Genomic DNA, 13,704 nt, shown 5'->3' with positions numbered 1-13,704 from the left:
CTAGGATGTGACGACGCCATTGTTCACATCGAGGCTGTATGACAGCCCTCCCGAACCGCTCCACGTATTGAGATTGAAGCTGCTTCCTTCCGTCAGCTTATAAATGGATATGTTCGCATACGTTAACGGCGTGCCGCTTTGACAGACGGATGGAGCCTGATTACTTCGGGCAAACAAGTGAAACATTTCATTATTTCGACTCTTTTACCTGGACCTCAATCGGAATGATATCCATTCGGACGTGAAGCGCCGAGGAAGCATACTCGGAGGCATCGTAGTATCCGATCGTATCGGCGGTTTTGCTGAAGACGACGGATACGCCTTTTCCCTTCTTATTCGAGTCGAGACTGAACGCCAGGCCGCGCGATTGCTTTTCTGTATTATCGATCAAATCATCCAGCAGGGCCGTTTTCGCAGCGTCCGAACCAAAAATGTTGGTGTTCAGCGCATTCCCTTCGTAATACTCTTTCCCTTTCGGAATCAGCGTTTTGGATTTGTCCATGGTAAACTGTTTGGTGGCAAAATTGTATTTGTCCCCTTTTTCGATATAGGAAACATCGACGTTTTCATAGGCGCCTTTCTTGGTAAGGCTTGCTTTTGATACATCGATCAGGAACATGCCGCTTGCGCCGATCACCTGGATCTCGCTGCCTTTCACGACCATCGCGGAGTTTTCATCAATGCCATAGCCGTAGTTCATCTTTTCATGGACCAGCGCCACGACGAGACGGCCGATCCGGCCGCGCTTGCTGAAATGCTGGTCGACGATGCCGCCCTCAAAGAAGCCGAGACCTTTCGTCACCCACAATCCAGGTTTGTCCCCATCGTAGGTCACTCCCTTTTCGAATGTTTCCAACGAGGTGGTGTTCTGGATCATCGGATTGGACATAATCGCCGCTCCAGCAGACGAGCCGCTTATCATGCCGCCCTCCTTGAACACGTCCCACACCGCATCGAGCGCCTTCGTATGGGAACCGTCCGGATTATAAAACGCTTTGGTGATTCGCGACTGGTCACCGCCAACGAAAAAGAGCCCGGTGCATTCGGAAATGTCGTCGACTACGCCAGCATTGTTCACCTTTTCGGCATAGTTCTTTTCGGTAATGTCGATGATGCGGACATTACCCTCCGGAATGCCGTACGCTTCAAAATCTTTTTTCATCTCGTTCGACGAGGTCATGGATCCGCTGGCCGTGGGAAAAATCCCGATAATGGCCTTTTCCTTTCCCCCTGAAAGCTCAATCATTTTGTTGTAGATGTCCGCATTGCTCTTTTCTAGGTTCCCGCCGATTATGACAAGCGTTCCTTTTGCTGCTGCCGTGCTTTCTTCCGCGTACGCTCCCTGCGCTACACCTGCCACCATTAAAATGGAAGCCAGAAAAACGGAGAGCAGCCTCGAGACGTTACATTTCACAAGCGACATCATGATATCCCCCTTAGTGAATGGTGTTTGCTGCTTTCAACCGGAAGACGGGCTCTACGCTGCCGACCGCCTCTCTTTTCCGATTTTCGATCACAGGCGTGTGAAAAGCTTTCAGCGCCGCCTCCTCCTGCAAGGTAAGCTCCCCCAGCTGTTTCAGGACCTCGACAGCAGCCGGGGGGGCGGCCCTCCAATTACCGTCTTCTACCTTGATTGCGATTCCGATCCCCCTCTGTGGAAGCCCCAAGCAATACACACCTTCCGCGCCGCCCTTGGCGATGATTTTTCCGTTTCCGACCCTCATCAGCTCCGTGCAGAAATCATTCATCCCGCTGATCATTTCGGGATGCTGCACCATGGCGTGGGTGAGTCGCTTGATCGCTTGCCTAAGCGAGAGGGGCTCAACGTTGTCGGGATTGGCCAATTTGGCGAAGACGAGCGCCAATTTGTGAAGTGGAATGGCAAAATTGGGAACGCCGCAGCCGTCGATGCCCGTCATCATCTGATCCTCTGGAAACTCCGCCAGCTCCGACAGGCTTTCCGCCACTTTGCGCTGAACGGGGTGCTCCAAATGGTGATAGGTAGCGATATCGCTTTCCAGGTGCATCGCCAGCGCCAACATGCCGGCATGTTTGCCCGAGCAATTGTTATGTACTTCGCTGGGCTCCACCTGCTTTCGCACCATCTCCAGATAACGCGCCTGGCTGTATGGTGGGTGGGCGCCGCACTGTAGGTTTTCCTCTTGCAGCCCGATGCGAAACAGCATGGATTTGACGACCTGCGTGTGCTGCTCTTCTCCATTATGAGAACCACAGCAAATAGCGATTTCCTTATCCGTCATCAGAAAGCGCTCCGCGGCACCCGACTGCAGAACGGGAATAGCCTGAACTGGTTTCAGTGCAGATCGGGTAAAGGTCATCCGCGTGATGTCTCCGAGACTATACAGGAGATTGCCATACCCGTCCATGACGGCGATGCTCCCGGCGTGTGTGCTTTCGATTTGAGTGCCGCGTTTGACTACTACCATTGTTTCTTCCATATTTGTCTCCTCTCTTACGTAAAGAGATGACAGGCGACCAAATGATCGTCTTCCACCTTGCTGACATGAGGTCTTTCATGCTTGCAGATGTCCTTCGCGCTCGGACACCTGGTCACGAATGCGCAGCCCATCGGGGGATTGGCTGGCGACGGCACTTCGCCGCGCAGCAAGATCCTCTCTCGTTTCTGCCTGGGGTCTGCAGCGGGTATAGCCGACAGGAGGGACTTCGTGTACGGGTGGAGCGGATTCTTGTAAATGCTGTCCGCTGTGCCCAGCTCCGCCATTCGGCCCAAATACATCACGCCGACCCGGCTGCACAGATGCTTCACCACCGCTAAATCATGCGAAATAAACAGATACGTGAGCTGAAATTCTTCCTGCAAATCCTGGAGCAGATTGAGGATCTGTGATTGGATGGAGACATCAAGCGCGGAGACCGGTTCGTCAGCCACAATGAACTGCGGCTTCAAGATCAAAGCCCGTGCGATGCAAATCCGCTGCCGCTGTCCCCCCGAAAACTCGTGCGCGTACCGTTTCAGATACGCAGGGTTAAGTCCGCATACCTCCATCATCCGCATGATGGTCCGCTTTCGCCAAGCCGCATCCCCAACCTGATGGGCCGTGAGCGGCTCCTCCAAAATCTGCTCGATGGTCAGGCGTGGGTTTAGGGATGCGTACGGGTCCTGAAACACCATCTGCAGGTCCTTCCGCCTCGTGAGCATCTGCCTCGGGGACAGGGCGGCCAGATCTTCCCCCGCAAAAAGCACCTGCCCGCTGCTTGGCTTGATCAGATTCATGACAGTCCGGCCGGTCGTGGACTTGCCGCAGCCTGACTCGCCAACCAAACCGAAGGTCTCTCCTCGGGCGATCGTAAAGGAAATGTCATCCACGGCTTTGACATACCCTTGTGTCCGTTGGAAAAAGCCCTTTTTGATCGGGTAATGCACCTGCAGCCGTTGTACCTCCAATAGCGTATCCCTCATGATCGTCCCCCTTGCTCCGCATACAGCCAGCAGCGGCACAAATGCCCGCTGGCAAGCGGAACCAAATCCGGGTCCTCTTCCTCGCATCGCTTTAAAGCAACGCTGCACCTGTCACGGAAACGGCAGCCTATCCTGATCGAGCCGGCGGCCGGCACCTGTCCGCCGATTGAAAACAGGCGGTGCTTTTTCTCATGCAGGCTGGGGATCGACTCCAGCAGCCCGCAGGTATAGGGATGCTTCGGATTGTGGAACAGCGTATCCACATCTGCCTCCTCCACAATTTCTCCTGCATACATGACGATCACCCGGTCGCACATTTCGGCGACGACTCCCAGGTCGTGCGTGATGAACAGGATGGAGGTGTCCGTTTTTTCCTTCAACTCCCGCATGAGATCCAAAATTTGCGCCTGGATCGTCACATCGAGCGCCGTCGTCGGTTCATCCGCGATCAACAGCTGCGGCTCGCAGGCCAGCCCGATCGCAATCATCACCCGCTGGCGCATGCCGCCGGACAGCTCATGTGGATAGCTGGCATAAATCTCCTCCGCACGTGGAATTCCGACCAGCTTCAGCATCTCGATCGATTTCGCTTTCGCCGCCTTTTTGGACAAATCCGTATGGAGCAGAATCACCTCATCCAGCTGACGCCCAATCGTGAATACGGGGGTCAGCGACGTCATCGGCTCCTGAAAAATCATCGAAATCTCATTGCCCCGGATCGCGTTCATCTCTTTTTCCTTCAGAGTGAGGAGATCGGTGCCCTTGTAGCGGATTTTTCCCGACGCGATACGCCCCGGAGGCGTCGGCACCAGCCTCATGATGGACAGGGAGGTAACGCTTTTGCCGCAGCCGGACTCCCCGACCAGCCCCAACGTCTCCCCCTTTTTCACATGAAAGGAAATGCTGTTCACGACCGTATATTCTTTCTCATCGCCCAGAAAATTGACCGTCAAGTCGGTTACTTCCAGCATGATGTCTTGCATGAGCGTTCACCTCCTACTCCTTTAATTTCGGGTCAAGCGCATCACGCAGCCCATCGCCCATCAGGTTGAAGCAAAGCACGGTGATCACAATGGAGATGCCAGGAAAAAAGGTAGGGTGGAACAAATTGCGGCTGTTATCCTTCGCCGCACTCAGCATAGCCCCCCATTCGGGAGCGGTAATGTCTCCGCCCAGCCCGAGGAAGCTCAGTGAGGCCCCGATGAGAATGGCGGTTCCGATCCGCATCGTCAAATAAACCATCACCACCGACATCGTACCTGGAAAGATATGCCGCATGACAATGACCGAGTCGCGGACCCCGATGGACCGCGCCGCCTCCACATAGGTCATCTCCTTCAGTGCCAGCGTACTGCCCCGCACGATCCGGATGAAGATCGGAATCGTAAAGACGGACACAGCGAAGATGATATTCGTGATGCCGGGTCCAAGCAGGGCGATCACCGCGATGGCCAGCAAGATGCCGGGGAAGGCCAACAGCACATCTGTACATCGAGTAATCAATCCATCGATCCACCGTCCCCAGTAACCGGCGATCAGCCCGAGCACCGTCCCGATGACTGCGCCGATGGAGACCGAAACGAATCCGATCAGCAGCGTTTCTCGTGTTCCCCAAAGGACCCGGGAGAATATGTCGCGATTTTGGTGATCGGTGCCAAACCAGTGCAGGGAGGACGGAGGCTGGTGTTTATACGCATTCATCAGGTTCATAACCAGGCTGTCTGGCGCAAGCCGCACCGGAATGGACTTTCTAATCGGTTGGTTCACCGCCACCGGAATCAGGGTCGAAATCCCGTCAACCGATACCTTGATCACCCCTTCCCCATCTCCGATTGCGGTGATCGTGCCATCCTGGCTCACATCCACTACAGCGGGCGTTAGTGATTGGAATGAAAGGGACCTGCTTTCGACGGGGGCTTCTGCCGAATTGGCAAAGCCATCGCTCGTTGCCGGCGCAGCAGCCTCCACCGCCTCATACTGTTTTGCAAAGGCCAGGATATCCGTCATCTCTGCCAACTTCGTGCCGTCCGTCAATATGGCACCAACGTCGCCTTTCACGCTCGCTCCATTTTGCAGAGGCTGCTTTGGCACGGTAGCCACCAACTGTGACAGATAGGGACGTCCGTTATCCTGACCGGAGACGACCACTTTCAAGCGGGTGGCGATCTCTCCGTTGGATACGAGGATAGAGGTCGTTCCTTCCCCGTTCGCATACACGAACGCCCCGCTTGCCGTTTTCCGAGCCGCGGCGATCTGCCCATCCTCGCTCACCAGGGTGATCCCGCTTCCATCGCTGTCAGCGGCTTTGCTTCCATCGCTCATCCAAACTGTGACCGACACCTGCTCATTCGTCAGCCGGCTCGCATCCATTCCTTTTTCCTTGTATTGATCCGTAACGGGCCGATGCGGGTCATAGGGGACGAGCACCGGGGCGAACACGCCGGCGAAAACGATGCCCACGACGACGAACAGGGACCAGAGCGCAACGCGCTGCTTGCGAAACTTTTTCAGAAACGTCCGAAAAGGCGAGGGAGATTGGTTTTCCATTGTCTGCATATCGCTCTCCTTCTCCTTGTTATTCGTAGCGAATTTGCGGATTTAAAAGTCCGTAGCTAACATCGACCAGCAGGTTCACCACCAAAAACTGCACGGAAAAGAGCAGGATCAGCGCCTGGATCACGGGATAATCGCGCGTCAGAATGGAGTCGATCAAGTAGGAGCCCAGCCCAGGCCAAGCAAAAACCTGCTCCACGACGACGGCACCACCGAGCAAGAAGCCAAACTGCAGGCCGGTCATGGTCACAACCGGAATCAAGGCGCTGCGCAGCACATGTGTCAACACGATGACCCATTGATTTTGCCCCTTCGCCCTCGCCGTGCGGACATAATCCTCCCGCAGCACCTCCAGAATGCTGGAGCGCGTAAACCGGGCGATGATGGCTGCTACGCCTAGTCCCAGCGTCAGTGAAGGCAAAATCAGATGGGAGATGGTTCCGCTCCCGCTCGTCGGAAACCAGCCGAGCTGCACCGCGAAAATTTGCATGAGCATCAGGCCAAACCAGAATTCCGGGATGCTCAGGGCCGTGATAGCGGACACCATGCCGACCCGATCTAGCAGCGAGTTCCGCTTGACGGCAGAAAGGATTCCAACCACAAGCCCAATCACCACCGCCCAGACCATGCTGGCGAGCGTCAGGAAAAGCGTATAGGAAAAGCGGCGCAGGATCTCATCGGACACATTCGATTTCGTGCGATAGGAAATGCCGAAATCTCCCTGAGTGACGATCTTGCCGATATAGCGCACATATTGCAGGTAGAGCGGGTCGTTGAAGCCTTCCTTTTCCTTGAGCTTCTGGTACGTATCCGCATCGATTTCATTTCCATACAGCACGCGGATCGGGTCCCCCGGCGTCAGGTGGACGAATAAAAACGAAATGATGGAAACAACGATCAACATTGGCACCATGCCAGCCGTCCGCCTCATAATGAATGAAAACAAAAAGTTCACCTCTTTAGGGAACCGTTGCTGGCAATCGATCTAGAAGGCAATCTGCGAAAACATGCCCGCAACGTGTTTGGTCTTATTGCTTTTCAGCGGTGTTCACGATCACGGTATCGCTCGGCAGCACCATCACGCCGGAAACAGCGCTTGTTTTCGCAACGATGAGGTCGGGCACATGCAGGAATACCCAAGGCGCGTCATCATAAATGATTTTTTGCACCTCTGCGTACTTTTTCATCGCGTCGTCCTTGCCCGCGGTCATGATCGCTTCGTCAAGCAGCTTATCTACCTGCGCATTGCTGTAGAAGCCGGAGTTATTGTTGTCAGGCGCAAAGCTTTTCGTATGGAAATTCGGGCGAATGCCGTAATCAACTTCCCCCGTTCCCGGAGACCAGCGGCCGATCCACAGGTCCGTTCCTTTTTCGTGGTCGAGCATGTCGAACAGGGTGCCGCTCTCGTACGCCTGGACTTTCGCCTTGATTCCGACCTTGCCCAGCTGCATCGCTACATTTTCGGCAATCGCGATGAACTCGCTGGAATTACGGGTCCACAGCGTTGCCTCAAAGCCGTCCTTCAGCCCCGCTTCCGCAAGCATTTTCTTGGCCTGATCCGGGTTATACTCATATACTTTTTGCTGCGAATAGCCGTAGGTGTTGGGTGCGATCGCGGAATCCGCCACTGTGCCGTAGCCGTCCAGCACGCCGCCGATCAACTCATCCTTGTTCACTGCGTAGTTCATGGCCTGCCTGACTTTCTTGTCTTGATATTTTTTCAGCTTCAGGTTCATTCCGACGTAATAGACGTTTAGCGAGGGCGTCTTGTAGACGTTAAATTTCTTGTCCGCGGCAATCTCCTTGGCTTTTAGGGTCGGCAGTTTGGTGATAATGTCCGTTTCCCCGGCTTTCAGCATATTGATGCGCGTGCCGGCTTCCACGACCGGTTTATACACGATGCTATCAGCCCTGGCTGCCTGATCCTTGTTCCAGTAGTTAGCAAACGGGGTAACTTTCACGTGCTGATTCTCTTTCCATTCCACAAACTGATAGGGACCTGTGCCCACCGGATTGCGGTCAAGGTTAAAGGTAGGGTCAGCCTTCTTCTTTTTCAGAACCTCCAGCGATTTCATCGAGGCTGCGGGATGAGCCAGGTAGGAGATCATCGTCGAATTGGGGGCATTGGCGACGATTGTCACGTGTGTCGGATCTTTGACCACGACTTCCTTGATAAACGAGAAATAGCTTCTTCTTGCCATGCCATTTTTTTCATCTCGGACGAAATCGAGGTTGGCCTTCACCACCTCGGCGTTAAACGGCGAGCCATCATGGAAGGTGACACCCTCGCGCAAGGTGAACGTGATTTCCGTTGCATTCTCGTTCAGCTGGTAATCGGTCACCAGAACGGGCACGGGCTGCATTTTGTCTGTAAAGGTCAGGAGTCCTTCAAACATTGCTCTTTGTACCGTGATGGAGTTTCCATCCGTCACGTTTTGCGGGTCGAGCGAGACAGGCTCTGCCTCGACTGCTAACGTGATCGTTTTTTCCTCTGCCTTTTTCTCTGTCTGCGTAGTCTCTGTCGCTGAGCTGGTTGCCGGCGCCGCGGTGTTACCCGCGCTTGCTGTATCCGTACTGGGCTTTGCCTGTTCTGCAGGCGCAGAGCAAGCGGCGAGCATTCCGGCAACGAGCATAAAGCTCAGTCCGGTAAGGAAGCTTCTCTTCTTTTTCAAAAAACATCCCCCTCCTTCATGTGTAGTGTATAAACAAGTTGATTCAACCTGTCAGGAATCCTATTAAGCAAAGACTGTGCCAACTTGAAAATAGTGGAGGATGGAGCTGGTTATATTTTAAATTTTCTATATTTTGTGTACAAATCACCTTTTTCCCTCCTATAATGGTTAAAAATAACGTCGGTAAATATAAACATTTACAACCATTAACCGCCATTAATGTGGAAGAATTGGAGGGCTGACTATGTACGCCAAAGAGCTCATTTTATTGACCGGAACGACGGAAACGCGAAAAATGCTTGTCCGGCAGCTTCAAGACGTGATTGGCGATTTCGTCCGCATCTATGCCTACTCCTATGAAGAAGGCATTCCGACAATATTTCACAACCAGCTCATCATTCTCTCTACCTCTGCCATCGAGGAAGAGACGGCTCCTTTTATCGGAAGCGGCTGCACGGTCGTAGTCGCCAAGCGGACGGTCAATTTTGAGCACATTGACAAGCTGCTGTTTCTACCGGAACAGACAAACGCATTGTATGTGAACGATGCTCCGGAAACCGTCTATGAATCAATCGAAACCTTGCTGCAGCTCGGAATCAACCATATCAACTATATCCCTTTCTACCCGGGCAAAAAAAACATCCCGGAGGTAGAGTTTGCCATCACGCCGGGAGAAGTAAGCCTGGTCCCCTCCTTTATCAAGGAGATCGTGAATATTGGCCCGCGTTTGATTGATATTACGACCGTCATGACCATCCTTCAGCATATTGGTTTACTTGCGAAAAAGGGAGACATCGTTTCCGAAAAATACATACGAAAAATCATCGATCTCAGCAAAAACCTGTCCAAAAAGAGCAAAGAATCGGATCGGTTGAACAAGCATCTCAAGCAAGTATTGGACGGGGTTAACGACGGGATTTTGGCAGTCAACAGCAAGGGCGTCATTACCGTGTTCAACGAAAACCTGCAGCACATGCTGGGCATGTTTCATGCGAAAGCGCTCGGCAGACACCTGCAAGAGGTGTTTCAAAACTCCGAACTGGTTTCATTTGTATTGAACAACTCGCCGGAGGAATCCGGCTGGTTTTCCGTCCTGCATACCGATGTGATCGTCCACCGCTTTTATTTGGAGAGTGAGGGTGCTATCGTCGCCACGTTTAAAAATGCGCACGAAACGATTGAAATGGAAAAAACGTTTCGGCGCGAGCTGGTGAAAAAGGGCTACATCGCCAAATACACGTTTTCCGATATTCGCGGGGACAGCCCCGCCATCGAGAAATGCACGCAGATCGCTGGAAAAATCGCCAAAACCAATTTGACCGTGCTGATCGAAGGAGAGAGCGGGACGGGAAAAGAGCTGTATGCGAGCGCCATTCATAACGAATCGCTGCGTCGGGACGGCCCGTTTCTCGCAGTCAATTTCAGCGCACTTTCTGATGAATTGGTGGAAAGCGAATTGTTCGGCTATGAGGAAGGAGCGTTCACTGGAGCTAAAAAAGGTGGGAAAATCGGACTGTTTGAGCAGGCGAACGGTGGCACGATCTTCCTGGACGAAATTGGTGACATCTCATTAAAGCTGCAAGCCAGACTGCTGCGAGTCTTACAAGAAAAAGAAATCATGCGGGTCGGAGGAAACAAGATCATCCCGATCGATGTGCGTGTCATCGCGGCCACTAACCGGAATCTGCTGTACATGATCGAACATGGAACGTTTCGGGAGGACCTCTACCACCGGCTTAAAATCCTGTATATCCATTTGCCAGAGCTCCGCAACCGGAAAGCAGATATCCCTCATCTCGTGAAGCACTTCCTCTCGCAAAGCGGCAGGAACCACATCCAGCTCCTCCCCGAGGTGATGGCACGATTGATGCAATACCACTGGTACGGGAATGTGCGGGAGCTGAAAAATACGATCGATTACATGCTCGCCGTTTGCGACGGGACGATCATCACCATGAATGATATCCCCGATGAAAGCTTTTTCCAACAGAAGCACCAGAAGGAGCCACTGTTAGCTGCGAGCCTAGTACCGGCAAAAACAGCCGCCCCCCTCCCACAGGTAGAAGAGCTGCCTGTGGATCTAGAGGAATTCCTGTTTATTTTGAAATTGATTCATTCGTTTAACCAGAAGGGGGAATCGATTGGCAGGAAAAAAATCGCGGAGAAGACGCACGAATGGCACAGGGATTTATCGGAGCAGCAAATACGCAGCCGGCTGAAAGCCCTTGAGCAGCGGGGATATGTCGTTACGACAAGAGGCAGGGTGGGAATTAAGCTGACCCGGCCGGGAGTGGACTATTTAAACGTTTCATTGCATGATAAGTACCGGTAAGGAAAAGGAGGTTTTCCCTCATGCGTGAGGTAATGTTTGAGCAGACAAGCGTCACTAGCTTTTCCGTACATGAATTCGGTAACGGGAATGGACCGCGCGTTGCCGTAACAGCTGCTGTCCACGGCGATGAGCAGACGGCTGTTCACGCTGCTATGCTGCTTATGAAGGAGCTTAATCAGCAGACGATCAACGGCCTCGTGAAAGTCATCCCGATTTGCAATCCCGCCTCCTTCCGAAACAGAACGCGCGTCTCCCCTTTTGATGGGATCGATATGAACCGCATTTTCCCCGGCAGGGCCGAGGGCAGCCCCACCATGCAATTGGCCCATGCGCTCTGGCTAGAGACGCGCGATGCACAATATGTGATCGATCTGCATTGCATCGGTGCTGGAGGCACCACGTATACACTCGCCCTCTACAAGGAATATCCGGAAATTCGGGAGCTTGCGGAGGCGCTGTCACTCCCGATTGTCATTCAATCAAGCGGGGTCAGAGGGCAGTTGTTCGTTGAATCGTGCCGAGCCGGCCAAAAAGCGCTGATTATCGAATTGCCCGCGGGTCAACCCGGCGGAACCATCGATATCCCTGCTGCTGTGGAGTGCTGCCGGGCGATCATCCGCTGCCTGCATCACCTTGGCCTGGTGGATGCCGCTTCCCCCGGTTCCTCCGTTGCCTTTTACAACGAGATCACCACGCTGACTGCCCCGCACCCCGGGCTATTTATCCCTGAAGCCACCGCTGGTGAGACGTGCATGGAAGGAGAGCTTTTGGGTACGTTTGAAGGAAATCCGGTAATCGCTCCCCTCTCCGGTGTCATCACAACCGTAAGTCCTCCCCGTTACTGTTTTGCCGGGGAGAGTTTGGCTGGGATAGCACCCGTAGAAAAAAGCCAATAACGCCCTCCCTTCGCGCTAATTTCGACCCGAAGCAGCAACTTAAAAGATCCAGTTCATTTGGTCGTATCCCTGTCAAGTAAACATGTAAAAAAGGATGCGTTAAGCAGCGGCCGTTTCTCGGTACTCAACCGGGGATCGGCCCCCGTTAGCTCAATCTTTTATTTTCGTTAAATTAACCTCAATAATTCCAACTCTCGATAAACTTCCTCAGTAGCACAGTCGGGGTTTAGCATTTGAATCATCTCCACAGTAACAGGGACACCCTCATAAACTTTTTCAACAATTTCTACCGGCAGTGCTAATTCGAAATAATCTTTCGCGAATTGTACGAAATCTTCTGGTGTCTGGCTTTCCGGTCCTGGTAATTGTTCTAACGCATTCATAACCTTACACCCCGCCTTTTACTCCATCCTTTATTTGAGGTAACCCTCACGTTTCTACAATTTCTGACATTTGAATAAACCTACTTTACGTATTCTTACTATTGCTCAACTATCCTGCTCGCACGTTAGCATAGCGAAGGCTGCCGCTTAAAAAAACGTCAGCAGCCTTCTGTGTTATGTTTAAGCTCCCGTTCTCCGTTAGCTTTAGTGACGCATCGTCAGTCTTTGACTTAATTGTCTCAGTCTACATCTTTATTTTGTTTGGCTTTAATCGTCCCGATTGTTTCGCCATTAGAGCTAATAATTCTTGGTTTCTCAAACGTGGGCTATTCGTGTACCTCTTTGTTCAGCCACTGATCGCAAAGAGTCCTGGAGTTCCACCTGTATGCCAGAACAATACCTTTTCGCCAGGTCTTACTTTTCCTTTGCGGATATAATCAATACAGCCCGCCATCGCTTTTGCTGTATAGACGTGATCCAACAAAATGGCTTCCTTGCTCGCGAGCAAATGAAGGGCTTCCATTCCGCCGTCCGTAGGATATCCATAACCTTCTCCGATGTATTCGTCATGTATGTACACGGGGAGATCATCAAGATGAAGCTTTCGGCCATCGCCTTTTAAGGAGACTGCTTCGTGTAAGCAAGATTCAATTTTGGCTTTGATACCAGCAGTTCGCAGCCAGGGCGATACCCCTACAATCCGGGTGGCGTCTTTGTGCAGGTAGCATCCATAGATCAATCCAGCGATCGTTCCTCCGGAGCCTGCTGACGCAAAAAGCCAGTCGAACTGCACTTTCTTTTCTGTCGCTTGCTCTTTCAGCTCAAAGTAGGCGTCTACAAAGCCTAATGAACCCAAACCGTTTGACCCCCCTACCCCGATAACATAAGGTCGCAATCCTTCCGCCTTCACTTTTTCCACGTGCTGGTTCAATGCCTTCTCCATCTCTTCATGCGTACTCGCTCCTGAAAAAACAACATCTACTCCCATGTAATGGTTCAAAAGATGATTTCCTTTTTTGCTCTCCGGTTTGTGGCCGCCTAATACAAGAATAGGTTTCAAACCTAGCTGTATAGCCATAGCTGCCGTCGCTCGAGCGTGATTTGAATTGGGGCCACCTGTCGTTATGACCGTGTCTGCTCCTTTTTGAATCGCGTCTGACAGCAGGTATTGCAGCTTTCGCTTTTTGTTTCCTACTGTTAAAATATCGCCGTTTGCGTCATCACGTTTGATCCAAATCTCTCTATCCAGCATGGCGCTAAGCCTTGGCAGAGTGTGCAAAGGACTCTTCATTTGCGCCTCTTGCATCATGCTCATAGGTAAAACCTCCCTGTTCTCTTCCTTCCCGCCATTTCCACTAGCTTTCGTCATAAGGATTGAATCCTCTTCGTAATCGATTCATCAGCCACTTAGAAAGTAGCATCCCAA

Annotated in this window: 12 protein-coding genes; 2 read left to right on the top strand and 10 right to left on the bottom strand. The window is 52.4% G+C overall.

All coding sequences use genetic code 11. The annotated features are described in order from the left end of the window. From ACIFQN_RS02035 to ACIFQN_RS02000, 8 genes are all read right to left on the bottom strand, one after another. On the bottom strand, positions 1 to 186 hold the full coding sequence (locus ACIFQN_RS02035; protein WP_429831340.1) for a hypothetical protein: 186 nt from the start codon (positions 184 to 186) through the stop codon (positions 1 to 3). Between the two features lie 4 nt (positions 187 to 190). Next, complete coding sequence (locus ACIFQN_RS02030; protein WP_429831339.1) at positions 191 to 1,426, bottom strand: cyanophycinase; 1,236 nt, start codon at positions 1,424 to 1,426, stop codon at positions 191 to 193. Between the two features lie 10 nt (positions 1,427 to 1,436). Next, positions 1,437 to 2,459, bottom strand: coding sequence for an asparaginase (locus ACIFQN_RS02025; RefSeq protein WP_429831338.1), 1,023 nt, complete (start codon positions 2,457 to 2,459; stop codon positions 1,437 to 1,439). A 14-nt stretch (positions 2,460 to 2,473) separates the two neighbouring features. Then, entirely contained in the window at positions 2,474 to 3,442 is a 969-nt protein-coding gene (locus tag ACIFQN_RS02020; RefSeq protein WP_429831337.1) for an ABC transporter ATP-binding protein, read from the bottom strand. Next, positions 3,439 to 4,425, bottom strand: coding sequence for an ABC transporter ATP-binding protein (locus ACIFQN_RS02015; protein ID WP_429831336.1), 987 nt, complete (start codon positions 4,423 to 4,425; stop codon positions 3,439 to 3,441). Before ACIFQN_RS02015 ends, ACIFQN_RS02020 begins: the two co-directional genes overlap by 4 nt. Before the next feature lie 13 nt (positions 4,426 to 4,438). Continuing rightward, the gene (locus ACIFQN_RS02010; RefSeq protein WP_429831335.1) at positions 4,439 to 5,998 is read right to left on the bottom strand and encodes an ABC transporter permease; all 1,560 of its coding nucleotides are present in this window, start codon (positions 5,996 to 5,998) and stop codon (positions 4,439 to 4,441) included. Between the two features lie 19 nt (positions 5,999 to 6,017). Then, entirely contained in the window at positions 6,018 to 6,941 is a 924-nt protein-coding gene (gene nikB / locus ACIFQN_RS02005; RefSeq protein WP_429831334.1) for a nickel ABC transporter permease, read from the bottom strand. Positions 6,942 to 7,023: 82 nt separating this feature from the next. Next, positions 7,024 to 8,667 carry a glutathione ABC transporter substrate-binding protein gene (locus tag ACIFQN_RS02000; RefSeq protein ID WP_429831333.1) on the bottom strand — a complete coding sequence of 548 codons (1,644 nt, stop codon included), beginning with the start codon at positions 8,665 to 8,667 and terminating at the stop codon, positions 7,024 to 7,026. A gap of 244 nt (positions 8,668 to 8,911) precedes the next feature. Here ACIFQN_RS02000 and ACIFQN_RS01995 point away from each other — a divergent pair, with 244 nt between their 5' ends. Together ACIFQN_RS01995 and ACIFQN_RS01990 are read left to right on the top strand one after the other, a co-directional pair. Next, a complete protein-coding gene (locus ACIFQN_RS01995) occupies positions 8,912 to 10,999 on the top strand; it encodes a sigma 54-interacting transcriptional regulator (protein WP_429831332.1) in 2,088 nt (695 codons plus the stop codon). A 20-nt stretch (positions 11,000 to 11,019) separates the two neighbouring features. Next, on the top strand, positions 11,020 to 11,895 hold the full coding sequence (locus ACIFQN_RS01990) for a succinylglutamate desuccinylase/aspartoacylase family protein (RefSeq protein WP_429831331.1): 876 nt from the start codon (positions 11,020 to 11,022) through the stop codon (positions 11,893 to 11,895). A 167-nt stretch (positions 11,896 to 12,062) separates the two neighbouring features. Here ACIFQN_RS01990 and ACIFQN_RS01985 read toward each other — a convergent pair whose 3' ends face one another. Both ACIFQN_RS01985 and ACIFQN_RS01980 read right to left on the bottom strand, forming a co-directional pair. Beyond that, positions 12,063 to 12,278, bottom strand: a complete 216-nt coding sequence (locus ACIFQN_RS01985; RefSeq protein ID WP_429831330.1) for a hypothetical protein — start codon at positions 12,276 to 12,278, stop codon at positions 12,063 to 12,065. A gap of 346 nt (positions 12,279 to 12,624) precedes the next feature. After that, positions 12,625 to 13,593, bottom strand: coding sequence for a 1-aminocyclopropane-1-carboxylate deaminase/D-cysteine desulfhydrase (locus tag ACIFQN_RS01980; protein ID WP_429831329.1), 969 nt, complete (start codon positions 13,591 to 13,593; stop codon positions 12,625 to 12,627). Positions 13,594 to 13,704 lie beyond the last annotated feature (111 nt).

The sequence above is a fragment of the Brevibacillus sp. NRS-1366 genome (assembly GCF_050467985.1).
This window is presented reverse-complemented; position numbering and strand designations above follow the sequence as displayed.

What these genes read in the sequence shown, in the direction of transcription:
- ACIFQN_RS02025 (WP_429831338.1), bottom strand. Translation starts at nt 2,459, where the DNA reads ATGGAAGAAACAATGGTAGTAGTCAAACGCGGCACTCAAATCGAAAGC.
- ACIFQN_RS02010 (WP_429831335.1), bottom strand. Translation starts at nt 5,998, where the DNA reads ATGCAGACAATGGAAAACCAATCTCCCTCGCCTTTTCGGACGTTTCTG.
- ACIFQN_RS01990 (WP_429831331.1), top strand. Translation starts at nt 11,020, where the DNA reads ATGCGTGAGGTAATGTTTGAGCAGACAAGCGTCACTAGCTTTTCCGTA.
- ACIFQN_RS01985 (WP_429831330.1), bottom strand. Translation starts at nt 12,278, where the DNA reads ATGAATGCGTTAGAACAATTACCAGGACCGGAAAGCCAGACACCAGAA.
- ACIFQN_RS02020 (WP_429831337.1), bottom strand. Translation starts at nt 3,442, where the DNA reads ATGAGGGATACGCTATTGGAGGTACAACGGCTGCAGGTGCATTACCCG.
- ACIFQN_RS02035 (WP_429831340.1), bottom strand. Translation starts at nt 186, where the DNA reads ATGTTTCACTTGTTTGCCCGAAGTAATCAGGCTCCATCCGTCTGTCAA.
- ACIFQN_RS02015 (WP_429831336.1), bottom strand. Translation starts at nt 4,425, where the DNA reads ATGCAAGACATCATGCTGGAAGTAACCGACTTGACGGTCAATTTTCTG.
- ACIFQN_RS01980 (WP_429831329.1), bottom strand. Translation starts at nt 13,593, where the DNA reads ATGAGCATGATGCAAGAGGCGCAAATGAAGAGTCCTTTGCACACTCTG.
- ACIFQN_RS01995 (WP_429831332.1), top strand. Translation starts at nt 8,912, where the DNA reads ATGTACGCCAAAGAGCTCATTTTATTGACCGGAACGACGGAAACGCGA.
- ACIFQN_RS02030 (WP_429831339.1), bottom strand. Translation starts at nt 1,426, where the DNA reads ATGATGTCGCTTGTGAAATGTAACGTCTCGAGGCTGCTCTCCGTTTTT.